The organism is Streptomyces sp. NPDC059875, assembly GCF_042731085.1.
Taxonomy (GTDB): Bacteria; Actinomycetota; Actinomycetes; order Streptomycetales; family Streptomycetaceae; genus Streptomyces.
In genome coordinates, this window is sequence record NZ_JBHWJZ010000004.1 from 309,766 (window position 1) to 333,847 (window position 24,082).

The following is a 24,082-nucleotide window of genomic DNA, read 5'->3' on the forward strand; positions in this document are numbered from 1 at the left end:
GGGGGCGTGGGTGGCCGTCGTCGTGCTCGGGGCGGTGGCGGCCGCACCGCCGCCCGCGCCGGGATGGACGGCGGGGGCGGCACAGGGGCGGCCGTACGTCTATCTGGAGGGCGCGGCCGGCAGCGTCCTTGAGGACACGCTCTCGGTGACCAACCCGGGCGCGAAGCCGCTCACGGTACGGCTGAGCGGACAGGGCACCCCGCTCGCGTTCGCCGCGCGGACCGTGACGGTCCCGGCGCGGACCCGTGCGGACGTGCCGTTCGCCGTCACCGTCACCGCGGACACCGCCCCCGGGGAGCACCGGGGAACGGTGAGCGCCGAGGCGGGCGGGCGCGCGGTGCGCGTGCCGGTGCATCTACGGGTGAGCGGGCCGAGCCTGGCCGCGCTCACCGTCGAGAAGGTACGGCTCGACGGCTCGGGCGCCGTGCACTACACCCTGGTCAACCGCGGCAACACGGTGCTCGCCCCGAGCCTGTCCCTGCGCGCCGAGGGCGTGTACGGGACCGTCCTCGACCGACCCTCCCGGGCCCTGCCGCTCACGCTCCGCCCCGGCGAACGGATCACCCGCACCGAACCCTGGCCCGACCCGCCCGCGCTCGACTCGGTGACGCTCCACCTGCGGGCCACGGCTCAGGGCGCCCCGGTCGCGACGGCCCGCGCCGAGCGGGTGTTCGTCTCCGGAGGCGCGGTCGCCGCCGGGGCGGCCGCCCTGCTCGCGGCGGCGGCCGCAGCTGCCCTCGTGGCCCGAAGACGCCGCACCGGTGACGCGGAGCGGGCCGGCGCTGCGGGACAGGCGACGGAAACCCCGGTGGAGGCACACGAGTTGGCCGAGGCGACGGCAGGAGCGGAACGATGAGCGCGGGGCGCAAGGTGGAGGCGGCACGAGCTGCCGAGGCATCCGGTCCGGTTCCCCGCGTGCCTGTCGTGGCCGCGTCGTCCGGCGGGACGGCCGCCGCCGCGGCGCGAAGCCGCCGCGGTACGGCCGTGGCGCTGCTCCTCGCCGCACTCGTGCTCGCCCTGCTGCCGCCCGCCGCCCAGGCGTCCGCTCCCGGACCCACCGTCGCCCTGTCGCAGACCGAGAGCGGCAAGGGCGGCGACATCACGGTGAGCGGGGCCGGGTGGAAACCCGGCGCGCTGCTCATGCTGCTGATCTGCGGTCAGTCCGCGCCGGGCAAGGGCGTCATCGGGGGCACCAACTCCTGCGCCAACACCCTCGGCCGGGCCGCCACGGTCGACGCCAAGGGCGCCTTCAGCCAGAAGATGCCGGTGGCCGAGCCGCCCAAGCCCTGCCCCTGCGTGGTGCACGTGGCCGGGGTCACCGGCCAGCAGGACGTCGTGGACGTCGCCTTCACGGTCGCCGGACACCCGACCGCCCCGCTGCCCGAGGCCGCCGGCGACGGCAGGCTCGCCGTCCTCGCCTCCGTACGCCTCGACGGCTCCAGCGGCGTCCTGGTCTGGTTCGGCGCACCCGCCCGGCGCGAGGTCGTCTTCACCGTCGGCAACCTCGGCCAGACCCCCGTCAAGGACCCGGTCTTCCAGGTCGGCACGAGCCACGGTGTCTTCTCGCCGCGCTACGAGGAGCGCCAGTGGCGCGGCACGATCGAGCCCGGCAAGAAGGCCCAGGTCAGACTCCCCGTCGAGCTGTCGGCCGGCGCGCACGGCGACTACGAGGTGTCGGTGAAGTACGCCGGCAAGGTCCTGGTCGACCAGCCGTGGGGGGTCGGCCGGCCGTGGGGCGTGACGCTGTTCTGGCTGCTGCTCGCCGTGGTCGTCCCGGCCGCGCTCTTCCGGATCGGCATGGCCGTGGTGGACCGCGTCCGGCCGGGCGGCGCCGCCGGGTCCCGCACCGGACATCGCCGCCGCCGCACTCTCGTACGTACATCTGAACCCGCCCCCGCTCCCGCGCGGGACGAACCCACCACGACCACGGTCCTGCCGTGGTTCACCCCGGACTCCGCACCGTCCGCACCGTCAGAGCACAGCCCGACGACGAAGGGACATCAGTGAGCACGCAACGGAGGATGAGCGCGGCGGGAGTCGCGCTGATGCTCGGCGGCGCGGGGATCATGCTGGCCGCCAGCCCCGCTCAGGCCGCCGAGGTCGCGTACAAGACCGAGTGCATTCCGCCGTCCATCTCCGGCCTCCCGCCGGTGCAGGGCACCACGAAGGTGCAGATCACCGCGCCGGCGGAGGCCAAGGTCGGTGACGAGGTGGAGGTCGTCTGGAAGACGGTCGAGGCCGCGTCCAAGAACCCCGACATCCTCGACCTGGAGAAGGACACGGTGAAGCCGACCGGCGTCATCAAGGTCGGCGGAGCGGCGAGCGGCACGCTGAACATGGAGGGGCCGCGACAGAACCCGCCGATCCCGAAGAACAGCCCGATGGTGCTGCCGGACATGAAGGGCAAGTTGAAGCTGGAGAAGGCGGGCGAGATCACGCTGACGCCGGACAAGTACAACATCAACGTCTCGAAGCCGATGTCGACGGACACGAAGTGTTCGCCGAAGGAGACGGTGGCGGTCGGGGCGACGATCAAGGTCTCGGCGGGCGGAGGCAGCTCTTCGGGCGGCTCGACGAGCACGTCCGGCGGAAGCACGTCCGGCGGGAGCACCTCCGGCGGAAGCACGTCGGGCGGTAGCACCGCCGGTGGCAGTACGTCCGGCGGAAGCACCTCCGGAGGCGGCGGCGGGCAGACCGACTTCACGGGCAAGGAGGTGTCGGTCCAGTTCGCCTGCCAGTCGCCCGGCCCGGCGAGCATCACCTCGAAGGTCACCATCAACGCCAAGAAGAACGGCGGCAGCTACGACCTCACGGTCAAGACCGCCAAGGGCGTCATGAACAGCCCCGCCCCGCTCCCCGCCGGGGCCCTCAAGCCCTCCATGGCGGTCAAGCTCGGTGGCGCCGACAGCGGCACGGTCAAGGTCGACGGCCCGGCGAACTCCGCACCGCTGGAGCAGGGCAAGCCGGTCGACCTGCCGGACATGAAGGGCACGTACAAGCCCGGCGCGAGCGGCAAGGCCACGCTCAGCCCCGGCACCCTGACCATCAACGTCTCGCTCGGCGGCTCGCCGATCGTGATCCCCTGCCAGGTCAAGGGCGCCGTCCAGGCCTCGCTCGAACTCGACACGACGAAGCAGGAGGGCGGCGCGGCATCCGGCGGCTCGGGGTCGGGCAGCGGCTCGGGCTCGGCCGGCTCCGGCGGTGGCCTCGCCGAGACGGGCGCCGAGGACGACGGCGCCCTGCGCGCCCTCGCCCTGGTGGCCGGCACGGTGATCCTGCTCGGCGGCGCGGTGTTCACGTTCACCCCGTGGGCGCGGCTGCGGAGGTGACGTAGGCGCGGAAACGGCGGAGGGCCGCCGCACCGGGAATCGGTGCGGCGGCCCTCACGTGCGTACGACGCGAGACGTGGGCGTCAGTGGACGTCGCCCATGAGCGCCTGGACCTTCTTGCGGTACATGTAGATCGCGAAGCCGGCCGCGACGGCGAGCGTCGCCTGCATCGCGATGATCCCGGTTCCGTTCAGGTCCACGCCCGCGATGGAGAGCAGACCCGTGGTGCAGTCACCGGCGGTGACGGCGAGGAACCAGACACCCATCATCTGGGAGGCGTACTTCTTCGGCGCCATCTTCGTGGTGACGGAGAGGCCGACCGGGGAGAGGCAGAGCTCACCGATGGTCTGGATCATGTAGATCGAGACGAGCCACATCGGGGAGACCATCGTGCCGTCGCCCGACATGTTCATCGGAACGATGAAGACGAAGAAGGACGCACCGACGAGGACCAGACCCATCGCGAACTTCACGATGGTGTTCGGCTCCTGGTTCTTGCGGGCCAGCCACAGCCACAGCCAGGCGAAGACCGGGGCCAGCGCCATGACGAAGAGCGGGTTCAGGGACTGGTACCAGGTGGCGGAGAAGCCGAGACCGAAGACGGTGTCGGCGGTCTTGCCGTCCGCGAAGAGGGACAGGGTCGAGCCACCCTGGTCGTAGATCATCCAGAAGATCGCGGCGGCCACGAAGAACCAGATGTAGCCGGTCACCTTCGACTGCTCGCCCTTGCTCAGATCCTTGTCGCGCTTGATGCGGGCCAGGACGGCGATCGGAATGAGCAGACCGGCGACGGTGAGCGGGACCAGGGCCCAGTTCAGCGTGTACAGGCCGAGGGCGACGACGATGCCGTAGAAGACGGCCACGAGGGCGACGACGAGCGCGACCTTGGTGATGATCGCCTTGCGCTCGTCGACGGAGAGCGGGTTCGGGACCTCGCTGCTCTTCGGGTTGAGGCTCTTGGCGAAGGCCAGGAAGACGGCGAGACCCAGGCCCATGCCCACCGCGGCGAGCGCGAAGCCGAGGTGCCAGTTGACTTCCTTGCCGATCGTTCCGATGAGGAGCGGAGCGACGAAGGCGCCGAGGTTGATGCCGACGTAGAAGAGCGTGAAGCCGCCGTCACGACGCGGGTCCTCGGGACCGTCGTAGAGGTGACCCACCATCGTCGAGATGTTGGCCTTCAGCAGACCCGAGCCGACGGCCACCAGCGCGAGGCCGACGAAGAACATCGCCGAACCGGGCAGGGCCAGCGAGACGTGGCCGGCCATGATCACGAAACCGGCGATGGTGACGGTCTTGCGGGCGCCCCAGACGCGGTCGCCGAACCAGCCGCCCGGCATCGCCATCAGGTAGACCATCGACACGTACACGGAGTAGATGGCCGTGGCGGTGGCGGCCTTCATCGCCAGACCGCCGCCCTGGCTGCCCACGGCGGCGTCGGCGCCGCCGGAGACCAGGTAGTACACCAGCAGGGCCCGCATCCCGTAGTAGGAGAAGCGCTCCCACATCTCGGTGAAGAAGAGGGTGGTCAGGCCGCGGGGGTGGCCGAGGAACGTCTTCTGGTACCGGGGAACTCCGGTCGAAGCCGTCGTCAGGCTGGACGCCATGTCGATCCTTGCTCTGTCGGGACGCGCGCCTTGTGAGCGTGGTGCGCCCGGTGGGGGAGGCCGGCACCGGCGGGAGTGGTCGCACCCCGCCGGGATCCACGCCCCGGACGTGTCATCACGTCACGGAACCCGGCCCACAGGTCATTCACTGTCCTCAAGGTTGGCGAAGCCGACCTCGCGCAGAAAAGAGACCCTTGGCGCCTATAGCGGGCCAAAGGTCCCCGATTACCGCATCAGAACCCTCGCCACCATACGGCACGACAGTGCCGGATATGGAAGGACTTGAGAGATGGATCACAGGTGACGAAGGAACCAACGGCCCCTATTCGAAGGTCATGTGCAGGTTAACGCCCTTGAAGCGCAGGGGTCGCGGCCACCCTGTCGATCACGCCCCGGGCCGTCCGCCGTGCGGACTACCATCACCCCATGACCCGTGTACTGCTCGCCGAGGACGACGCATCCATCTCGGAACCGCTGGCCCGTGCGCTGCGGAGAGAGGGGTACGAGGTCGAGGTGCGCGAGGACGGACCGACCGCCCTCGACGCCGGACTCCAGGGCGGCGTCGACCTCGTCGTGCTCGATCTGGGGCTGCCCGGCATGGACGGCCTCGAGGTCGCCCGGCGGCTGCGCTCCGAGGGTCACACCGTTCCGATCCTGGTGCTCACGGCCCGCGCCGACGAGGTCGACACCGTCGTCGGGCTCGACGCGGGCGCCGACGACTACGTCACCAAGCCGTTCCGCCTCGCCGAGCTCCTCGCCCGCGTCCGGGCCCTGCTCCGGCGCGGCGCCACCGAGCCGGCCGTCCCGCCCGCGACGCACGGGGTCCGGATCGACGTCGAGTCGCACCGCGCCTGGATGGGCGACGAGGAGCTCCAGCTCACGGCGAAGGAGTTCGACCTGCTCCGGGTCCTCGTCCGCGACGCGGGCCGGGTCGTCACCCGCGACCAGCTGATGCGGGAGGTCTGGGACACCACGTGGTGGTCGTCGACCAAGACCCTCGACATGCACATCTCCTGGCTCCGCAAGAAGCTCGGCGACGACGCGGCCAACCCGCGCTACATCGCCACCGTCCGCGGCGTCGGCTTCCGCTTCGAGAAGAGCTAGGACCTGTCCGGCGGATCAGGGTCGGATAGGCCGCGGCGTCCCGCGCCGTAGGCTCGGGGGAGTACCCCACCCCCCGGCCCGGAGGACCGCCCCGTGCGTCGCCGCCTGATCAACTCCACGCTCGCCGTGGTGCTCGTCGTCATCGCCGTCTTCGGGGTGTCCCTCGTCATCGTCGAGACGCGGACCATCTCCAGCAGTGCCCAGGAGAGCGTGGACTCCGAGGCCGTGCGGCTGGTCTCCATCGTCGACAGCCGGCTCGTCGGCGGGGAGCCCGTCAATCCGGACATCCTCGCCCAGCAGAGCGGCGCCAAGCGGTACGCCCTGATCGAGATCCCCGGCCGCGCCCCCATCGAGATCGGCGCCCGCCCCGCGGGCAGCGTCATCCGCGGCACCGCGGAGGGCGAGCGCGGCGAGACCGTGACCGTCGAGGAGTCCCGCTCCACGATCACCAGCGAGGTGGGCCGCACCCTGCTGATCATCGGCGCCGTGGCCCTGCTCGCCGTCGTGGCCGCCGTCCTGCTCGCCGTACGGCAGGCGAACCGGCTGACGTCCCCGCTCACGGACCTGGCCGAGACGGCCGAGCGCCTCGGCTCCGGCGACCCCCGCCCGCGCCACAAGCGGTACGGCGTACCGGAGCTCGACCGGGTCGCCGACGTCCTGGACGCCTCGGCCGAGCGGATCGCCCGGATGCTGACCGCCGAGCGCCGGCTCGCCGCGGACGCCTCGCACCAGCTCCGTACGCCCCTCACGGCGCTCTCCATGCGCCTGGAGGAGGTGGCCGTCGCCGACGACCTCGACACGGTCAAGGAGGAGGCGACGATCGCGCTCACCCAGGTCGAGCGGCTCACCGACGTCGTGGAGCGGCTGCTCACCAACTCGCGGGACCCCCGCACGGGCTCCGCCATCGCCTTCGACCTCGACGAGGTCATCAAGCAGCAGATCGAGGAGTGGCGCCCCGCGTACCGCAGCGCGGGCCGGGCCATCGTCCACTCGGGCAAGCAGGGCATGCGCGCGGTCGGCACCCCGGGCGCCGTGGCCCAGGTCCTCGCCGCGCTGATCGAGAACTCGCTCATGCACGGCGGCGGCACGGTCGCCCTGCGCACCAGGGTCACCGGCAACCAGTCCGTGATCGAGGTCACCGACGAGGGCCCGGGTGTCCCGGCCGATCTCGGCGCGCGGATCTTCGAGCGGACCATCAGCGGCCGCAACTCCACCGGGATCGGACTCGCCGTCGCCCGGGACCTGGCGGAGGCGGACGGAGGCCGGCTGGAGCTGCTTCAGCAGCATCCCCCGGTGTTCGCGCTCTTCCTGGGCCGCGAGGTCAGAAGCCGCAAGGACCAGGAGCGCCCGGTCCGCTAGCGCGTGCGGCAGATCCGGACCGGTCCGCTAGAGGACGTGGTCCGGCTGCTTCCCGGTCGCCTGGACGGGTGCCTCCACCGGTGCCTGCTCCAGGAACGATTCGGCGGTCTGTACCGCCTCCCGTGCCGGCAGCGTCCGGAACACCCAGGTCCGGTACGACCAGAAGCGGAACAGCGTCGCGACGCCGATCCCGAGGAACTTGAAGACGTTGCTCTGCAGCGGGGTGTCCCAGCCGAAGCCGTACGTCGCCGCGTACAGGATGCCGTTCTGGATCACCAGGCCGGCGACGCTGAACAGCAGGAAGAGCGTCAGCTCCTTGGTGCGGCTGCTCTTGTCGCGGTCCCGGTAGGTGAAGTACCGGAAGCCCAGGTAGTTGAAGCCGATCGCGACGACGGTGGCGATGATGCTCGCCCGGACGACGGGCACCTCCGTGAGATGGCGTACGAGGTTGAAGACCCCGAGGTCCACCAGGAGGCCGACTCCACCGACCGCACCGAACTTCGCGAACTCGCGCGTGAGCCGATCAAGCCGCACACGCAGTGCGCTGGGTTCACTCATGGTGATTGCTCAGCCCCGTCCGTTCGGTTTCGTCAACCAAGCCATGCTAACCAGCCCACCTGGCACCTGCCCGGGGACATTGCAAAGCATGGGAAAACCCACCCGTGCTGTCGTAAACCACAGGCGGCGGAGGGTCCGCGCATCGTGCGGATACCCTAAGAGGGTGACGTTCCCGGTAGTCGGCATGGTCGGTGGCGGTCAGCTCGCCCGTATGACCCACGAGGCGGGCATCCCCCTCGGCATCAAGTTCAAGCTGCTCAGTGACACCCCGCAGGACTCGGCGGCCCAGGTGGTGAGCGAGGTCGTCATCGGCGACTATCGCGACCTGGCTACGCTGCGTGACTTCGCGCGCGGCTGTGACGTGATCACCTTCGATCACGAGCACGTCCCCGCCGAGCATCTGCGAGCCCTGGCGGACGACGGCATCGTCATCCGCCCGGGGCTCGCCGCGCTGGTGCACGCCCAGGACAAGGGGGTGATGCGCGCCAAGCTCGACGAGATCGGCGCGCCGAGCCCCCGCCACCGGATCGTCGCCGATCCGGCGGACGCGGCGGCCTTCGCGGCTGAGGTGGGCGGCTTCCCGATCATCCTCAAGACCGTGAGCGGCGGCTACGACGGCAAGGGCGTCTGGTTCGTCCGTACGGAGGCGGACGCGCGCGACCCGTTCCTCGCCGGCGTCGCGGTGCTGGCCGAGGAGAAGGTCGACTTCTCGCGCGAGCTCGCCGCGAACATCGTCCGCTCCCCGCACGGCCAGGCCGTCGCCTACCCGGTCGTCGAGTCCCGGCAGGTCGACGGCGTCTGCGACACCGTGATCGCGCCCGCGCCGGACCTGTCGGCCGAGCTGGCCGGCCAGGCGCAGGAGCTGGCGCTGCGGATCGCCAAGGAGCTCGACGTCGTCGGCCATCTGGCCGTGGAGCTCTTCGAGACCACCGACGGCCGCATCCTCGTCAACGAGCTCGCCATGCGCCCGCACAACTCCGGCCACTGGACCCAGGACGGCGCGATCACCTCGCAGTTCGCCAACCACGTCCGGGCCGTCCTCGACCTCCCGCTGGGCGATCCCCGCCCGCGCGCGAAGTGGACGGTCATGTGCAATGTGCTGGGTGGGGACTACCCGGACATGTACTACGCCTATCTGCACTGCATGGCCCGGGATCCGCAGCTCAAGATCCATATGTACGGCAAGGACGTGAAGCCCGGCCGCAAGGTGGGGCACGTCAACACCTACGGCGACGACCTGGACGAGGTGCTGGAGCGCGCCCGTCACGCCGCCGGCTATCTGCGAGGAACGATCACCGAATGAGTACCAGCCCCGATGTGAGCCCCGTCGTCGGCATCGTCATGGGATCCGACTCCGACTGGCCCGTCATGGAGGCCGCGGCCCAGGCCCTGGACGAGTTCGAGATCGCCTACGAGGTCGACGTCGTCTCCGCGCACCGCATGCCGCGCGAGATGGTCGCGTACGGCGAGCAGGCCGCGGACCGCGGGCTGAAGACGATCATCGCGGGCGCCGGTGGCGCCGCCCACCTGCCGGGGATGCTCGCCTCGGTGACCCCGCTCCCCGTCATCGGTGTGCCGGTCCCGCTGAAGTACCTCGACGGCATGGACTCGCTCCTGTCCATCGTGCAGATGCCGGCCGGTGTGCCGGTGGCCACGGTCTCCGTCGGCGGGGCGCGCAACGCCGGTCTGCTCGCGGCCCGGATCCTCGCCGCCCACGACGCCGAACTACTCGGCCGGATGCGGGAGTTCCAGCAGGAGCTGAACGACCAGGCGACCGAGAAGGGCAAGCGGCTGCGCGCCAAGGTCGAGGGCTCGGAGTCGTTCGGCTTCGCCAAGTGAGCGGCCAGGCGAACGCCCCCGTGAGCGCGGCCGACCGGCTGGCGGAGGCGCTGGAGCTGCTGGGCTCCGCACCCGTCGTCGACGGTCACAACGACCTGCCGTGGGCGCTGCGCAAGCACGCGGCGTACGACCTGGACCGGCTCGACATCGCGGCCGACCAGACCGGCGCGCTCCACACCGACCTGGCCCGGCTGCGCGCCGGCGGGGTCGGCGCCCAGTTCTGGTCGGTGTACGTGTCGTGCGAGCTGACCGGTGACGACGCGGTCAGCGCCACCCTGGAGCAGATCGACATCGTCGACCAGCTGCTGGAGCGGTACGCGGGGGAGTTGGCCCCCGCGCTGAGCGCGGACGACATGGAGTCGGCGCGGAAGGAGGGCCGTATCGCCTCCCTGAAGGGCGCCGAGGGTGGCCACTCCATCAACAACTCCCTCGCCACGCTCCGCGCGCTGCACACCCTGGGCGTGCGCTACATGACGCTCACCCACAACGACAACACCGCGTGGGCGGACTCGGCGACCGACGAGCCGGGCGTCGGCGGTCTCTCCCCCTTCGGCCACGAGGTCGTCCGGGAGATGAACCGCATCGGGATGCTCGTCGACCTCTCGCACGTCGCCGCGACGACGATGCGGGACGCGCTCGCCACCTCCGTCGCGCCGGTGGTCTTCTCGCACTCCTCGTCGCGTGCGGTCTGCGACCACCCGCGGAACATCCCCGACGACGTGCTCGCGCAGCTGCCCGGGAACGGGGGAGTGGCGATGGCGACGTTCGTGCCGAAGTTCATCCTCCCCGCGGCCGTGGAGTGGACCGCCCGGGCCGACGAGAACATGCGGGCGCACGGACTGCACCACCTCGACACGACGCCGGCGGCGATGAAGATCCACCGCGCCTTCGAGGCGGAGAACCCGCGCCCCATCGCCACCGCGGCGACCGTCGCCGACCACCTCGACCACATGCGTGAGGTCGCCGGCATCGACCACATCGGCATCGGCGGCGACTACGACGGTACGGCGTTCACCCCGGACGGTCTCGACGACGTCGCGGGCTATCCGAACCTGATCGCGGAGCTGCTGACCCGTGGCTGGTCGCACGACGACCTCGCCAAGCTGACCTGGTCCAACGCGGTCCGCGTGCTGCGGGACGCGGAGGCGGTCTCGCGTGAGCTGCGGGAGACGCGGGGGCCGTCCAACGCGACGATCGACTCGCTGGATTCCACGGCATCCTGACGGAGCATCACAGAAGGCCCCGCTTCGGCGGGGCCTTCGCCGTGAGCGGGGCGGCATCACCCGAACGGCGCACCCGCCGCGCCGGGGAGCAGTGGGGCTGTCACGGTGGGCGGTACTGCCTCGTTCAGTTCGGAGTCACACCATGGCAGATCTTGATGATCACCAATCCTTCACCGTCGCGTCGACCGGCCCCGCCGGAGAGCCCGACCTCCCCGAACAACCGCAGCCCCTCGATGAGTTGAGCCGCGCAAGGTCGCTTCTCGAAGCGCAGCCCGTCGTCGAGGGGCACACGGAGCCACCCGTGGTGTTCGACCCGGAGGACCTTCCGCCGGTACGGGCGGCGGAGACCGGCGCCCAGTTCTGGTCCCTGCACGTCGGGTCCGACGAGGGCGTGCTCGGCACGCTGCGGCGGATCGACGCGATCCGTGCGCTCGTCGCCTCCTGCCCCGAGGACCTGCGTCTCGCGCACACCACCGCGGAGATGGCCGACGCCGTCAACTGCGGACGGGTCGCCGCGCTCCTGGGCCCGGTGAGCTGGGCGGCCGTCGGCGGCTCGATCGCCACGCTGCGTGCCTACCACGCGCTCGGGGCGCGGGCCGTCGCCCTGCCCCGCTTCGACGGCTTCGCCCGCGAGGCCGTACGGGAGATGAACCGCCTGGGCCTCGTCGTGGACCTCTCCGGCGCCGACCCCGAATCGGCGCGCCGCACCCTCGCGCTCACCAGGGCCCCGGTCCTGCTGACCCGAGGGGATCCGGAGGGGCTGCCGGACGACGTCCTGGGGCTGCTCGGCGAGAACGGCGGGGTCTGCATGGTCCCGGTGACCGAGGACCTGGCGGCGACCGCCGACACCCTCGACCGCCTCCGTGCGACGGCGGGCCCGCACTGCGTCGGCATCTCCCACACCGCGGACCCGGCGAGCGGGTACGCCCCGCTCTTCGCCGAGCTCCTCCGCCGCGGCTGGCCGGCCCCGGACCTGGTCGCCCTGGCCCACACGAACGCGACCAGGGTCCTGCGGGACACGGAGTTCCTCTCCCGCACGACCCGCCTGCGCCGCGCGGCCTGACACGCCGCCGCCCCGTCGTCCCGACGACCGTGCGCGCCTGATGCGCCGCCGCGCCGCCGACCCCGACGACCGTGCGCGCCTGACACGACGGCGCCCCGCCGTCCCCCCCGTCGACCGGGGGCGCGGCGGGGCGCCGTCGTGCATGTCCCTAAGCGCGCGGGCGGCCCATCGCGCGGTACACCCAGCCCGCCTCGCGCCACAGCGCCGCGTCCAGCGCGTTGCGGCCGTCCAGGATCACCCGCGAGGTCACCGCCGCCCCCAGCTCGGCCGGGTCCAGCTCGTCGCGGAACTCACGCCACTCGGTCAGGTGCAGCACCACGTCCGCTCCGCGCACGGCGTCCAGGGCCGAGTCCGCGTACCCGAGCGTCGGGAAGAGCCGGCGCGCGTTCCCCATGCCCTTGGGGTCGTAGACCGTGACCTGGCCGCCCTGGAGGTGGATCTGTCCGGCCACGTTCAGCGCGGGCGAGTCCCGTACGTCGTCCGAGTCCGGCTTGAACGTGGCGCCGAGCACGGCCACCCGCTTGCCCAGGAACGAGCCGCCGCCCAGCGCCTCACGCGCCATCTCGACCATCTGGCCCCGCCGCCGCATGTTGATCGAGTCGATCTCCCGCAGGAAGGTCAGCGCCTGGTCCGCGCCGAGCTCGCCCGCCCGCGCCATGAAGGCGCGGATGTCCTTCGGCAGACAGCCGCCACCGAAGCCGATCCCGGCCCGCAGGAACTTGGACCCGATCCGCTCGTCGTAGCCGATGGCCTCCGCCAGCTTCGCGACATCGCCGCCGGCCGCCTCGCAGACCTCCGCCATCGCGTTGATGAAGGAGATCTTGGTCGCGAGGAAGGAGTTCGCCGCGGTCTTCACCAGCTCCGCCGTCGGGAAGTCCGTCACCACGAAAGGCGAGCCGTCGGCGATCGGCCCGGCGTACACCTCGCGCAGCAGCTTCTCGGCCCGCTCGCTCGTCACCCCGGCCACGACCCGGTCCGGGTGCAGGGTGTCCCGCACGGCGAAGCCCTCCCGCAGGAACTCCGGGTTCCAGGCCAGCTCGACGCCCTCCGGCAGCAGCTCCGCCAGCCGCTCGGCCGAGCCGACCGGCACGGTCGACTTGCCGACGACCAGCGCGCCCTCCCGCACCACGCCCGCGAGCGAGGTGAACGCCGCGTCGACGTAGCTCATGTCACACGCGTACTCGCCGTGCTTCTGCGGAGTGTTCACGCAGACGAAGTGGACGTCGCCGAAGGCGCCGACCTCCTCCCAGGAGGTGGTGAAACGCAGCCGGCCCGTCGACCCCTCGATCCCGGCGACATGCCGGGCGAGCAGCTCCTCCAGGCCGGGCTCGTACATCGGTACGCGTCCGGTGGCCAGCAGCTCGATCTTCTCGGGCACGACGTCGAGACCGAGGACCTCGAAGCCGAGCTCCGCCATGGCCGCTGCGTGCGTGGCCCCGAGATATCCGGTGCCGATCACGGTGATCTTGAGGGCCATACGGGACTCCAGTGACGTCGGGCGGAATGCCTGCCCGAGCATAGTCGCGCCCTGGTGCGGCGAGGGTCGGGCCCTGGTCCGGCGCCCGGGCACGCCCTACCATTTGGGTTACTTAACGGTAGTTAGCAGACGTGGGAGTGAATGAGCATGGCGGGTTCTGCCGATTTCGACCTGTATCGCCCGTCCGAGGAGCACGAGATGCTCCGGGAGACGGTCCGTGCGCTGGCGGAGGCGAAGATCGCGCCGTTCGCGGCGGCGGTCGACGAGGAGGCCCGGTTCCCGCGTGAGGCGCTGGACGCGCTGGTGGCGGCGGATCTGCAGGCCGTGCACGTGCCCGAGGCGTACGGCGGTGCCGGGGCGGACGCGCTGGCGACGGTGATCGTGATCGAGGAGGTCGCCCGGGTGTGCGGGTCGTCCTCGCTGATCCCGGCGGTCAACAAGCTCGGCTCGCTGCCGGTGGTGCTGTCCGGCTCGGAGGAGCTGAAGAAGGCCTACCTCGGCCCGCTCGCCAAGGGCGAGGCGATGTTCTCCTACTGCCTGTCCGAGCCGGACGCCGGCTCGGACGCGGCCGGGATGAAGACCCGCGCGGTCCGGGACGGCGACTTCTGGATCCTCAACGGTGTCAAGCGGTGGATCACCAACGCCGGGGAGTCGGAGTTCTACACGGTGATGGCCGTCACCGACCCCGAGAAGCGCTCCAAGGGCATCTCCGCGTTCGTGGTGGAGAAGTCCGACGAGGGCGTGTCGTTCGGTGCGCCGGAGAAGAAGCTGGGCATCAAGGGCTCCCCGACCCGCGAGGTCTACCTCGACAACGTCCGGATCCCCGCGAGCCGGATGATCGGCGCGGAGGGCACCGGCTTCGCCACCGCGATGAAGACCCTGGACCACACCCGGATCACGATCGCCGCCCAGGCCATCGGCATCGCCCAGGGCGCCCTCGACTACGCCAAGGGCTACGTCAAGGAGCGCAAGCAGTTCGGCAAGCCGATCGCCGACTTCCAGGGCGTGCAGTTCATGCTCGCCGACATGGCCATGAAGCTCGAGGCCGCCCGTCAGCTCACCTACGCCGCCGCCGCCAAGTCCGAGCGCGTCGACGGCGACCTGACCTTCTTCGGCGCCGCGGCCAAGTGCTTCGCCTCCGACGTCGCCATGGAGGTCACCACCGACGCCGTCCAGCTCCTCGGCGGCTACGGCTACACCCGCGACTACCCCGTCGAGCGCATGATGCGCGACGCCAAGATCACCCAGATCTACGAAGGCACCAACCAGGTCCAGCGCATCGTCATGGCCCGCAACCTCCCGTAGTACGGAGGCGGTATGGGTGAAGGCCCCCGGCGTGATGCCGGGGGCCTTCCCGTTACTCCGGGGCCTTGTCGACGACGTAGACGCCCATGCCGGTGACCGTGTGCACGAGCCCCTCGTCCTTGAGGACCTGCACCGCCTTGCGGAGCGTGTCGCGTGCCACGCCGAACTCCGCCTCCAGCGCGACCAGGCTCGGGATGCGGCGGCGGGGCGGGATGCTGCCGTTCTCAATGCGCCCACGCAGGATCGTCGCGATCTGGCGATAGGGCGCGATGGCCCCTTCCCGGTCAATGCTCACAAGCCATGACTTTAGTGGCCTCCGGAGACGTGCCATAGCCACCCCAGGGGGTAGACGGGGGTAGCTATCGCAGCCTCTTTCCCCCTTCTACGCTGCTGAAGAACGCAGACCCCGGCGACGGGTGGAGCCGTCCCGGGGCATGGCCGATCCGACCCAGCGAAAGCAGACCGACATGGCCCACCTTATCCGCGCCCTCGTTCGCCGGGCGAGGCTCCTTTTCGCGCCGCCCGGCACCGGCGCGCCCCGCCCTTGCGTGGCCGCACCCCCGCGCCCGGCGCCTCAACTCCCGGCCCCACGCTCGCCGTACGGGCTCGACGCCCCGCTCGACGGTACGGAGACGGCGCTGGTACGCCCGTACCTGCGAGCCCATGAGCAGCGGAGCCGCCGCCTCGCACTCGTCCTCGCTGCGGACTTCGGGATCGATCTCGACACGCACCTCGTCGGTGCGGCCTGATGGCCGCGCGCCGCCCCGCGAGGGCGCCCGCGCGGATGTGCGTCCGGTGCGAGCGGCTCACCACGGACCCCGTCGTCGTCTCCGAGGTACACGCGGGGTCGGGCCCCGGGTTCACCGTCTACGCCTGCGCGGAGTGTGCGCCGCACCTCCCGAAGCCCCCGGATGCACTGGACCTGCTGCAGAGCGGGTTCCTTCGCGCCACCGAGTGAACGACCTCGCGGGCTTGAGGCCGGTTGGCGGCCCCGGTCAGTGGCGCTCGGAGAGCAGCTCGTCGAGTTCCGGGAAGGCCATGCCGTCGGCGAGGGAGTCGTATTCGCCTGCGCCGAAGAGCTCCTGCGCGGTGCGGCGGACGGCAGCGTAGGCGACCTGCGCCACGCCCGAACCGAGACTGACGCGAGCCACGCCGAGGGCGCCGAGTTCGGCAACGGTCGGGGCGCCGGGGCCGACCATGACGTTCAGCGGTACGGAGATGTCCCCGGCCAACGCCGCGATGGTGGCGGTGTCGGTGACGCCAGGGACGAAGATGCCGTCCGCGCCGGCATCGACGTACATGTGCGCCCGGGCAAGCGTTTCCTCGAGTCGGGTGTCCGGGTCGCCGATCTCGAACAGAAAGGTGTCGATACGAGCGTTGAGGAACAAGTCCGCGCCCGCCCGGTCGGCGGTCTGCCGGGCCGCGGCAAGCCGTGTCGCGAGTTCTATCGGGGGCCGGGTGCCGTCTTCGATATTGACGCCGACGGCGCCCGCTGCGAGCACTCCGGCAACGGTCTCGCCAACGCCGAGGGCGTCCCTCCCGTACCCACCCTCGATATCAGCGGTGACTGGAATCGCGACGGCTGCGACGATTCGGGCGATGACCTTCAGGGCTCGGTCCCGGGCAAGGAAGTCGCCGTCCGGGGAACCCAGCGACCAGGCGACGCCGGCACTGGTGGTGGCGATCGCGGGGGCGCCTGCGGCCTCGATGACGCGGGCGCTGGCAACATCCCAGGCATTGGCGAGCATGAGGGGTGCGGAGGGGGTGTGCAGGGAGCGGAAGGAGTGGGCATTGTTCGGCTGCGTGATGGTCATGGGCGCAGTGGAACATCAACTGCCGCCCACCTTCTGGCAAGAATCCGACATGGATGTCGACCTTGAGCCGGGCGGAGAGAACGACTTCACGTAGAGGCACTGCGGCTGCGGTCTCCATCTCGCCGCCCGCGGCATCTGACGCACTGACGCGCGTGGCCCCGGGCTCCGGAGTCACCCCCCGAAGGCCTTCCAGAGCTGACTGCCAAGTTCGCGCTACCGTGAGTAACCCATGGTGGGAAGGTCGCACGTCTGGTCAAATCGCCCTCCGGGGAGGGGTGGTGGCGTCCTTAGGGTCATCCGGCGGCCGACGGGCCGGGTGGGGCTGACTCCCGGGGGCGCAGTCGCCGGGCCGTGGCCAGGCGCTCACTCGCTTGGGCGCACTCCCACCGGGCGGAGACCAGCCTGACATGAAGCCCGACCCGCCACCGGTTGTCTGTCGCTGAGCTGAGCTGAGCTGAGCTGAGCTGAGCTGAGCTGAGCTGAGCTGAGGTGAGCTGAGCTGAGCTGAGCTGAGCCAAGCCACGGTCTGTGCTTCCGCGCCTGTCGCCCCCGGGTGCCCCTCGTCACACCGCGACAGCCAGCTCGTACCCGCCGCTCGACATGTCGTCGCACAGGGCCCGGCAGGCGCCGAAGTGCTCGGCGAACTCGGGCTTGCTCTGCCACTCCTTCATCGCCGCCGGGTCCCGCCAGGAGGAGAAGGACACGAAGTGGCGCGGCTCGCTCAGGTCACGGATGAGCCGCGCGGAGTAGAAGCCGTCATTGGCCTCCTTGGTCCACGTGAGGAAGGCGCGCCAGCGGTCGATGAAATCGTCGACGTCGCCCTCGGAGACCTGCCAGTTTCCGGAAGCCCAGTACTTGCTGTCCTCGGACATGGCACACCACCTCGGGATAGGGGCCCCTCTCTCAGGCTAGGCCCCTACCCACCGGTCACCCCGCCGGTCAGCGGTCCGACGTCACCGTGACCTTCTCGTCGTTCTGGATCTGCGACACCAGCTGCTTCACCTTCGGCATGTCCCACTTCAGCGAACCCTGCGGCGCGCTGCCCGAGATCGGGATGTTCATCGACTTCCCGTCGCCGCCGCTGATGCCCTTCATGGCGAAGAACATCTTGCCGAGGTCGTACAGCGACATGTCCTTGTCGACGATCAGCGTGTCCAGGCCGGCGCCCAGCGTCGGGTACAGCTTGAACGGGTTGAGGATCGTGCCCGGCGTCGCCGCCTGGTTGGCCAGGGCGGAGAGGAACTTCTGCTGGTTCTTCGTCCGCGCGAGGTCCGACTCGGCGAACGCGTACCGGGTACGGACGAACGCGAGGGCCTGCTCACCGTTGAGGGTCTGCTCGCCCGCCTGGAAGTCGGCGCCGGACTTCTTGTCCTTGAAGCCCTTCTCGATGTTCATCTCGACACCGCCGAGCGCGTCCACGATGTTCGCGAAGCCGGCGAAGCCGATCTCCGCGTAGTGGTCGATGCGCAGCCCGGTGTTGAACTCGACCGTGCGGACCAGGAGTTCCGGGCCGTCCATCGCGTACGCCGCGTTCAGCTTGGAGCCGCCGCGCGCCCCGAACTTCTTCCCGGACTCCGAGCCGACGAAGGAGGGGATGGTGACCCACGAGTCGCGGGGCAGCGAGATCATCGTGTTCCCGCTGGAACAGGCGGCGAGGATCATCATCGAGTCGGTCCGCTTGCCCTCGGCGGAACCGGTGTGCAGCTTCTTCTTCTCCTCGGCCGACATGCCCTCACGGCTGTCCGAGCCGACGATCAGATACGTGGTGCAGTCGCCCGCGGCAGGCCGCTCGATGACCTTGCCCAGATCGACCTCGTTGCGCATCCGGGAGCTGGCCCAGGCGTACGTACCGATGCTCCAGCCGAGCAGGGCGACGACCAGGACGATCGAGCCGATCTTGATCCGGCGACGCCAGTCCGGAGCCGGCGGCCCCGCGGGGCCCGGGTAGCCGTGCCCCGGCTGCTGCGGACCGGCCGGGGGCTGCTGCCCGCCGCCGTAGTTCCGCTGGCCGTAGACCTGGCCGGTGTTGTAGCCGCTGTCGTACCCGGGGCCCGCCTGCTGCGGGCGGCCCTGGCCGTAACCGGGGTCGTACTGCGGCGGCTGCTGGGGAACCTGCGGGCGCTGCACATGGCGCATCCGGCGAGCCCCCTCGGGCTGCGAGTTCGCGCTGCCGCGGCCGTATCCGCCGTCATCGGACCAGTCATTCATGCGGACCAGTGTGCAGGCCGCCTCCTGGCGGCCGACAGGGCGGGTGGGGAATCGGGGCGGCGCTGTTGCCAAGCTGATGCAAAGAGGACGAGGCCGGGACCCGGCATAAGGTGGAGGGCATGACAGACCAGGCCCAGCGCACGGACCGCCCGGAGGGCGATATTCCGGGCAAGCCCACCTCCGCGTCCCGCACCACCCTCAGCCACATCATGACGAGCCACGACACCAACCTCCTGGGGACGGTGCACGGCGGCGTGATCATGAAGCTGGTGGACGACGTGGCGGGCGCTGTCGCGGGCCGCCACTCCGGCGGGCCGGCCGTGACGGCTTCCATGGACGAGATGGTGTTCCTGGAGCCGGTACGGATCGGGGACCTGCTTCATGTGAAGGCGCAGGTCAACTGGACCGGCCGCTCCTCGATGGAGGTCGGCGTCCGGGTGATGGCCGAGCGCTGGAACGAGTCCACCCCCGCCCAGCAGGTCGGCTCCGCCTACCTGGTCTTCGCGGCGGTCGACGGCGACGGCAAGCCGCGCCGGGTCCCCCCGGTGCTCCCGGAGACCGAGCGGGACAAGCGCCGCTACCAGGAGGCCCAGATCCGCCGCACCCACCGCCTGGCCCGCCGCCGCGCGATCAAGGACCTCCGCGAACGCCGCGCGGCGGAGGGCTACGAGGACTGACGGTCGCCCTGCGGGCAGACCACCTGGTCCCCCGTGACCGCCTCGAACGGCCCCTTGTGGGTCTCCTCCGCCCGCACCGGGGTGACCCCCTTGTAGTCCAGGCCCACAGAAACCCGCAGCGTCCCTCCCCGCCCCTTCACCGCCCGCAGCTCGGCCCCCGGCAGCGCCGCCGCCAGGGACTTCGCCGAGCGGTCCCAGCGCGGGTCGTACTCCACGAGCGTCCGCGCGCGCTCCGGGCCGTCCCCGGTGCGCGGCGCGCGCGTCGTGTCGAAGCCCGTGGCCCGCAGCGCGTCGTCGACCTTCCGGCCCAGACCGTCCGTCTGCGTCCCGTTGTAGACCTGCACCCGGATCGTCCTCGGCGCCACGTCCACCACCGCCGTCTTCGGCCCGCCCTTCGCCGCCCCCGCCTTCTGCGGGGCGAGCGGCCGGTCGTCGCGCAGCGCCTGGAAGAGCTTCTGCGCCTTCGGAGCGTCCCACTTCACCGTCGAGCCGATGCCCTGCACCGGGAAGCTCATGTCCCCGACCGGCACCGAGACGAACTCCGAGGACGCCGGGTTGAAGCCCCGCATCGCCTTCGACAGAGCCAGGATCTGCTCCGTACCGAAACCGCGGTCCGCCCGCACCGAGCTCAGCATCGTCGTGGCGACCTCGCGGAACCTCACCGGGTTGAGCAGCACCCCGCCGCTGGTCACCCGGTCGATCAGCGCCGCCAGGAAGCGCTGCTGGCGCTCCATCCGGCCGATGTCGGCCGCCCCGTCGACATGGCGTGAGCGCACGTACTGCAGCGCCTGCCCGCCGGTCAGCTCGTGCGGCCCGGCCGGCAGGTCGAGCCCGGTGTACGAGTCCTTCATCGGCCGCGCCGTACAGATCTCCACCCCGCCGACCGCGTCCACCGTCTTCATGAAGCTGATGAAGTCGACCTCCAGATAGTGGTCGATCTTGACGCCCGTCATGTTCTCGACGGTCCGCACCGTCAGCCCGGGCCCGCCCTCGGCGTAGGCGGCGTTCAGCTTCACCGGGTGCGCCTCGTGCTGCTTGCCGGTGGTCGCGTCCACGTGCTCCGGCATCTCGGCGTACGAGTCGCGGGGCAGGCTCACGACGCTCGCCCGCTCCCGGTCCTCGGAGATGTGGACGACCATCACGGTGTCGGTGCAGTGGCAGGGGGCGCCGCCGAGGCGGTACTCCCTCCGCTGTTCCTCCGTGATCCTGTCCCGCCCGTCCGTGCCCACGACCAACACGTTCATGCCGTGCCCGGCCTGGGGGCGGTTCTTCATGTCCTTGAAGGGGTCGACCCGATCGATCCCGGTGTCCAGGCTGGTCACGACGGCGTGACCGATCCCACCCGCGCCCAGCACGAGCACGGAGAGCGTCGTCGCCATCCGCATGCCCCACCGTGGCCCCTCGACCCGTCTGGCGCGGCGGGCCGGTACGGAACGGGCGGGCCGGGGACGGGGCGTGCGGGGCGGTGTGGGCACCGGGGGACACCTCCGCGGGTGGGACGAGGGGACCGTGAGCACGGTAGGCCCATACGATCAGCGCAAGGGTGCGCCGGCCCTCGTGACGCGCTTCGTGTCCCCCGTTCGCGGTAACGTGTCGGGCGATCCTGCTGTCTCCCGGGGGACGACCCCCGGACCCCCGAGACTGCTGTTTTCCGGGGGGCGACCCCCGTACCCCCGAGGATTCCATGCAGCCCCCCGTCTCCGTGATCATGCCGGTCCTCAATGAGGAGCGACACCTGCGCAACTCGGTCCGTCACATCCTCGAGCAGGAGTACGACGGCGAGATGGAGGTGGTGATCGCGCTCGGCCCGTCCAAGGACCGTACCGACGAGATCGCCGCCGAGCTCGTACGAGAAGACCCGCGGGTCCACACCGTGCCGAACCCCACCGGCCGTACGCCCGCCGCCCTCAACGCGGCGATCAAGGCGTCCAGCCACCCGATCGTGGTCCGTGTCGACGGCCACGGCATGCTGTCGCCGAACTACATCGCGACCGCTGTCCGCCTCCTGGAGGAGACCGGCGCGCAGAACGTCGGCGGCATCATGCACGCCGAGGGCGAGAACGACTGGGAGCACGCGGTCGCCGCCGCGATGACCTCGAAGATCGGCGTCGGCAACGCCTCGTTCCACACCGGCGGCCAGGCGGGCCCGGCCGAGACTGTGTATCTCGGGGTCTTCCGCCGCGAGGCCCTCGAGCAGCAGGACGGCTACAACGTGGAGTTCATCCGCGCCCAGGACTGGGAGCTGAACTTCCGTATCCGCGAGGCGGGCGGCCTGATCTGGTTCTCGCCCGAGCTGCGCGTCCAGTACCGGCCCCGTCCGAGCGTGCGCGCGCTGGCGAAGCAGTACAAGGACTACGGCCGCTGGCGCCACGTCGTGGCCCGCTTCCACCAGGGCTCCATCAACCTCCGCTACCTCGCCCCGCCGACCGCCGTCTGCACGATCGCGGCAGGCCTGGTCGTGGGCGTGGTGCTCACCCCCCTCGGTTTCCTGATCCCGGCGGGCTACCTCGCCGCGATCATCGCGGGCTCGCTCCCGGCGGGCAAGGGCCTCCCGCTCAAGGCCCGTCTCCAGATCCCGGTGGCCCTCGCGACGATGCACATGTCCTGGGGCTACGGCTTCCTGACCAGCCCGCGCGCCCTCGCGAAGAAGGTCATCGCGAGCCGCCGCCCGGCGGTGCGGACGACGACCGTCTGACACGAAGAAGGCCGCCCGGTGCATCACGCACCGGGCGGCCTTCGTCGTACGCGGGCGGTCAGCCGCAGTGGTGCGTCAGCTCTTTCCGTCCCACTTGTAGACGGAGTAGACGTCCATGCAGGCCGTCTTGTCGTCGGCGCCCTCCGGGAGGTCACCCGCCTCCGTCTTCGGCTTCTTGTACGTGTCGCCCTCGCGCCAGTCGCCGCCGATGACAAGTGTGATGCTCTCCGCCGTGGCGTCGGCCCGGACGGCCGAGTCGGGCAGCCCGAGCGCCCTGGCCACGGACAGGGCGTTCGCCTTGCCCTGATCGCCCGCCGCCTTCGGGTACTTGACCACCGTGTCCTTGCGGGGCTCGGCGCTCTGCGAGGCGTCCGCCTCGGTGAAGCCCTTGCCCTTCAGGGTCTTCGCCATGCCGCTCGCCCGGCCGTCCACGGACATCTGGCCGTCGACACCCGTGCCGTTGATCACCGTGATGCCCAGGGTGTTCGGCGCGGCCGCGGTCGGGCCCGTCGGCTTCGCGGACGCGGACGGCTTGGCCTCGGCCGGGTCGCCGTTCTTGTCGAAGGCGACGTCGTCGCGGAGCATCGCCCACATCTTGTCGGCGGACTTCTCCACCATCTGGAGCTTGTCCTTGTTCTGGGGCCACTCGGTCGTGGGTACGGTCGCCGTCGTGAGCCGGTCGAGCTTCACGTTCTTGAGCTGCATCGACAGATCGAAGAGCTTCGCCACCGAGCGGATCTCGTCGGAGACCTGAAGCGCCTTCGTGGCGGTCTCCGCCAGCCCCATGAGCCGCCCGGTGTCGGTCCAGGCGTTCTGCTTCTGGAGCTTCTCCATCATGCCGTTCATGTACATGTGCTGGGCCTTGGCGCGGTTCTGGTCGTTGCCGAACGCGTGCCGGGTGCGCAGCCACTGGAGCGCCTGCTCGCCCTGGACCTCGGTGGTGCCCTTGGGCAGCTTCAGGCCGGAGCCGCCCTTCACCAGCCGGGTCGACTTGTCCCAGACACCGGTCGTCACACAGACCGGGACGCCGCCGACCTCGTCCGCCATCGCCACCACACCCGCGAAGTCGATCATCATCCAGTGGTCGATGTAGACCCCGGTGATCGACTCCCAGGTGGTCAGTGTGCAGCCCGGACCACCGCGCCCCAGCGTCTCGTTGATGGGTTTGGTGGTGGTGGCGGGGTAGGTCGCACCGTCCGTGCCCTTGCACTCCGGGATCTTGACGATCGTGTCGCGCGGGATGGAGACGATGTTGGCGTTCTTGCGGTCCGCCGAGATGTGCAGGAGCATCTGCACATCCGCGAGCGGCGGACTCTCCCGGAGGTTCTTGCCGCCGCCGAGCGCCACGTTCTTCGCGTCGGCACGGCTGTCGGAGCCGATCAGCAGGATGTTGAGCGGAGTGTCGCCGAGCGCGTTCGGCGAGGCCTTCTTCACGCCGCTGTCGCCGCCGGCACGGCTGCCGCCGCGGAGGTTGCTGTTGAGGTGCTGGTAGTACAGGTATCCGGCGCCGGCCGTCGCGAGTATCAGGACCGACAGGGTCCCGGCGACCCAGCGGAATATCTTGCGTTTGCCGCTCTTCCTGGCCCGCCTGCGCGGCCCCTTGCGGCGGTGACTCGTACGGCCGGGACCCGTGCTCCCGGCACCCCCGCCGGAACCGTCGTCGGCGCCCCCGCCGGCCGGGAGGGTGTCGCCCCCGGCACCCTCGCCCTTGTCACCGTAGAGACTCTCGTCCCAGCCCAAATCACGGGCGTGCGGAACGCGTCCACGCGTCCCCTCCCTGCGCACGCTCTGTCCCACCCCTGGTCCCCCTCGTCTCAGGCGTGCGCC

At 70.8% G+C, this 24,082-nt stretch carries 24 protein-coding genes; 14 read left to right on the plus strand and 10 right to left on the minus strand.

The genetic code is table 11. The annotated features are described in order from the left end of the window. Positions 1–10 precede the first annotated feature (10 nt). Genes ACFV9D_RS07310 through ACFV9D_RS07320 form a run of 3 tightly spaced genes read left to right on the plus strand, consistent with a single transcriptional unit; the run spans position 11 to position 3,329 of the window. The gene (locus ACFV9D_RS07310; protein WP_385142250.1) at positions 11–856 is read left to right on the plus strand and encodes a hypothetical protein; all 846 of its coding nucleotides are present in this window, start codon (positions 11–13) and stop codon (positions 854–856) included. Next, the gene (locus ACFV9D_RS07315; protein ID WP_385142252.1) at positions 853–2,007 is read left to right on the plus strand and encodes a hypothetical protein; all 1,155 of its coding nucleotides are present in this window, start codon (positions 853–855) and stop codon (positions 2,005–2,007) included. The genes ACFV9D_RS07310 and ACFV9D_RS07315 overlap by 4 nt, the downstream gene beginning before the upstream one ends. 14 nt (positions 2,008–2,021) lie before the next feature. Beyond that, positions 2,022–3,329 (plus strand): hypothetical protein, encoded by a 1,308-nt coding sequence (locus tag ACFV9D_RS07320; protein WP_385142255.1) that lies wholly within the window; start codon positions 2,022–2,024, stop codon positions 3,327–3,329. Positions 3,330–3,412: 83 nt separating this feature from the next. Here the strand turns inward: ACFV9D_RS07320 and ACFV9D_RS07325 are convergent, their stop codons facing one another. Then, positions 3,413–4,933: a peptide MFS transporter gene (locus ACFV9D_RS07325; protein ID WP_385142258.1), complete on the minus strand. Its 1,521-nt coding sequence runs from the start codon at positions 4,931–4,933 to the stop codon at positions 3,413–3,415. A gap of 426 nt (positions 4,934–5,359) precedes the next feature. Between ACFV9D_RS07325 and ACFV9D_RS07330 the strand changes: the two genes are divergently transcribed. After that, on the plus strand, positions 5,360–6,037 hold the full coding sequence (locus ACFV9D_RS07330) for a response regulator transcription factor (protein WP_385142261.1): 678 nt from the start codon (positions 5,360–5,362) through the stop codon (positions 6,035–6,037). A 93-nt stretch (positions 6,038–6,130) separates the two neighbouring features. Further along, positions 6,131–7,396 (plus strand): ATP-binding protein, encoded by a 1,266-nt coding sequence (locus tag ACFV9D_RS07335; protein ID WP_385142264.1) that lies wholly within the window; start codon positions 6,131–6,133, stop codon positions 7,394–7,396. A gap of 27 nt (positions 7,397–7,423) precedes the next feature. Here the strand turns inward: ACFV9D_RS07335 and ACFV9D_RS07340 are convergent, their stop codons facing one another. Beyond that, positions 7,424–7,954: a GtrA family protein gene (locus ACFV9D_RS07340; protein WP_385142267.1), complete on the minus strand. Its 531-nt coding sequence runs from the start codon at positions 7,952–7,954 to the stop codon at positions 7,424–7,426. Positions 7,955–8,138: 184 nt separating this feature from the next. Here ACFV9D_RS07340 and ACFV9D_RS07345 point away from each other — a divergent pair, with 184 nt between their 5' ends. The 3 genes from ACFV9D_RS07345 to ACFV9D_RS07355 are packed head-to-tail and all read left to right on the plus strand — an operon-like array spanning position 8,139 to position 11,016. Further along, on the plus strand, positions 8,139–9,257 hold the full coding sequence (locus ACFV9D_RS07345; RefSeq protein ID WP_385142400.1) for a 5-(carboxyamino)imidazole ribonucleotide synthase: 1,119 nt from the start codon (positions 8,139–8,141) through the stop codon (positions 9,255–9,257). Further along, positions 9,254–9,793 carry a 5-(carboxyamino)imidazole ribonucleotide mutase gene (purE, locus tag ACFV9D_RS07350; protein ID WP_385142270.1) on the plus strand — a complete coding sequence of 180 codons (540 nt, stop codon included), beginning with the start codon at positions 9,254–9,256 and terminating at the stop codon, positions 9,791–9,793. Before ACFV9D_RS07345 ends, purE begins: the two co-directional genes overlap by 4 nt. Next, entirely contained in the window at positions 9,790–11,016 is a 1,227-nt protein-coding gene (locus ACFV9D_RS07355; protein ID WP_385142273.1) for a dipeptidase, read from the plus strand. The genes purE and ACFV9D_RS07355 overlap by 4 nt, the downstream gene beginning before the upstream one ends. 124 nt (positions 11,017–11,140) lie before the next feature. On the opposite strand, the gene ACFV9D_RS07360 is transcribed toward ACFV9D_RS07355, so the two are convergent. Next, complete coding sequence (locus tag ACFV9D_RS07360; protein WP_385142276.1) at positions 11,141–11,305, minus strand: hypothetical protein; 165 nt, start codon at positions 11,303–11,305, stop codon at positions 11,141–11,143. Between the two features lie 12 nt (positions 11,306–11,317). Between ACFV9D_RS07360 and ACFV9D_RS07365 the strand changes: the two genes are divergently transcribed. After that, positions 11,318–12,079, plus strand: coding sequence for a membrane dipeptidase (locus ACFV9D_RS07365; RefSeq protein ID WP_385142279.1), 762 nt, complete (start codon positions 11,318–11,320; stop codon positions 12,077–12,079). A 148-nt stretch (positions 12,080–12,227) separates the two neighbouring features. Here ACFV9D_RS07365 and ACFV9D_RS07370 read toward each other — a convergent pair whose 3' ends face one another. Continuing rightward, positions 12,228–13,556 (minus strand): UDP-glucose dehydrogenase family protein, encoded by a 1,329-nt coding sequence (locus tag ACFV9D_RS07370; protein ID WP_385142282.1) that lies wholly within the window; start codon positions 13,554–13,556, stop codon positions 12,228–12,230. Between the two features lie 147 nt (positions 13,557–13,703). Here ACFV9D_RS07370 and ACFV9D_RS07375 point away from each other — a divergent pair, with 147 nt between their 5' ends. Then, entirely contained in the window at positions 13,704–14,861 is a 1,158-nt protein-coding gene (locus ACFV9D_RS07375; RefSeq protein ID WP_385142285.1) for an acyl-CoA dehydrogenase family protein, read from the plus strand. A gap of 52 nt (positions 14,862–14,913) precedes the next feature. On the opposite strand, the gene ACFV9D_RS07380 is transcribed toward ACFV9D_RS07375, so the two are convergent. Further along, positions 14,914–15,156, minus strand: coding sequence for a GntR family transcriptional regulator (locus tag ACFV9D_RS07380; RefSeq protein ID WP_385142287.1), 243 nt, complete (start codon positions 15,154–15,156; stop codon positions 14,914–14,916). Positions 15,157–15,328: 172 nt separating this feature from the next. On the opposite strand from ACFV9D_RS07380, the gene ACFV9D_RS07385 reads away from it, so the two are divergent. Beyond that, positions 15,329–15,610, plus strand: a complete 282-nt coding sequence (locus tag ACFV9D_RS07385) for a hypothetical protein (RefSeq protein ID WP_385142403.1) — start codon at positions 15,329–15,331, stop codon at positions 15,608–15,610. Next, positions 15,610–15,819, plus strand: coding sequence for a hypothetical protein (locus ACFV9D_RS07390; protein WP_385142290.1), 210 nt, complete (start codon positions 15,610–15,612; stop codon positions 15,817–15,819). The genes ACFV9D_RS07385 and ACFV9D_RS07390 overlap by 1 nt, the downstream gene beginning before the upstream one ends. Positions 15,820–15,856: 37 nt before the next feature. Here ACFV9D_RS07390 and ACFV9D_RS07395 read toward each other — a convergent pair whose 3' ends face one another. The 3 genes from ACFV9D_RS07395 to ACFV9D_RS07405 all read right to left on the minus strand — a co-directional run bounded on the left by ACFV9D_RS07395 (position 15,857) and on the right by ACFV9D_RS07405 (position 18,883). Beyond that, a complete protein-coding gene (locus ACFV9D_RS07395; RefSeq protein ID WP_385142293.1) occupies positions 15,857–16,675 on the minus strand; it encodes an isocitrate lyase/phosphoenolpyruvate mutase family protein in 819 nt (272 codons plus the stop codon). Positions 16,676–17,238: 563 nt separating this feature from the next. Further along, on the minus strand, positions 17,239–17,547 hold the full coding sequence (locus ACFV9D_RS07400) for an antibiotic biosynthesis monooxygenase family protein (RefSeq protein WP_385142295.1): 309 nt from the start codon (positions 17,545–17,547) through the stop codon (positions 17,239–17,241). Between the two features lie 67 nt (positions 17,548–17,614). Continuing rightward, positions 17,615–18,883 (minus strand): LCP family protein, encoded by a 1,269-nt coding sequence (locus tag ACFV9D_RS07405; RefSeq protein WP_385142298.1) that lies wholly within the window; start codon positions 18,881–18,883, stop codon positions 17,615–17,617. A 119-nt stretch (positions 18,884–19,002) separates the two neighbouring features. Here ACFV9D_RS07405 and ACFV9D_RS07410 point away from each other — a divergent pair, with 119 nt between their 5' ends. After that, complete coding sequence (locus ACFV9D_RS07410; protein WP_385142301.1) at positions 19,003–19,560, plus strand: acyl-CoA thioesterase; 558 nt, start codon at positions 19,003–19,005, stop codon at positions 19,558–19,560. Here the strand turns inward: ACFV9D_RS07410 and ACFV9D_RS07415 are convergent. After that, entirely contained in the window at positions 19,548–20,945 is a 1,398-nt protein-coding gene (locus ACFV9D_RS07415) for an LCP family protein (RefSeq protein WP_385142304.1), read from the minus strand. The two genes, ACFV9D_RS07410 and ACFV9D_RS07415, sit on opposite strands and share 13 nt — an antisense overlap. 299 nt (positions 20,946–21,244) lie before the next feature. On the opposite strand from ACFV9D_RS07415, the gene ACFV9D_RS07420 reads away from it, so the two are divergent. Beyond that, positions 21,245–22,255: a glycosyltransferase family 2 protein gene (locus tag ACFV9D_RS07420; RefSeq protein WP_385142307.1), complete on the plus strand. Its 1,011-nt coding sequence runs from the start codon at positions 21,245–21,247 to the stop codon at positions 22,253–22,255. A 75-nt stretch (positions 22,256–22,330) separates the two neighbouring features. Here ACFV9D_RS07420 and ACFV9D_RS07425 read toward each other — a convergent pair whose 3' ends face one another. Then, positions 22,331–24,052 carry an LCP family protein gene (locus ACFV9D_RS07425; RefSeq protein WP_385142310.1) on the minus strand — a complete coding sequence of 574 codons (1,722 nt, stop codon included), beginning with the start codon at positions 24,050–24,052 and terminating at the stop codon, positions 22,331–22,333. Positions 24,053–24,082 lie beyond the last annotated feature (30 nt).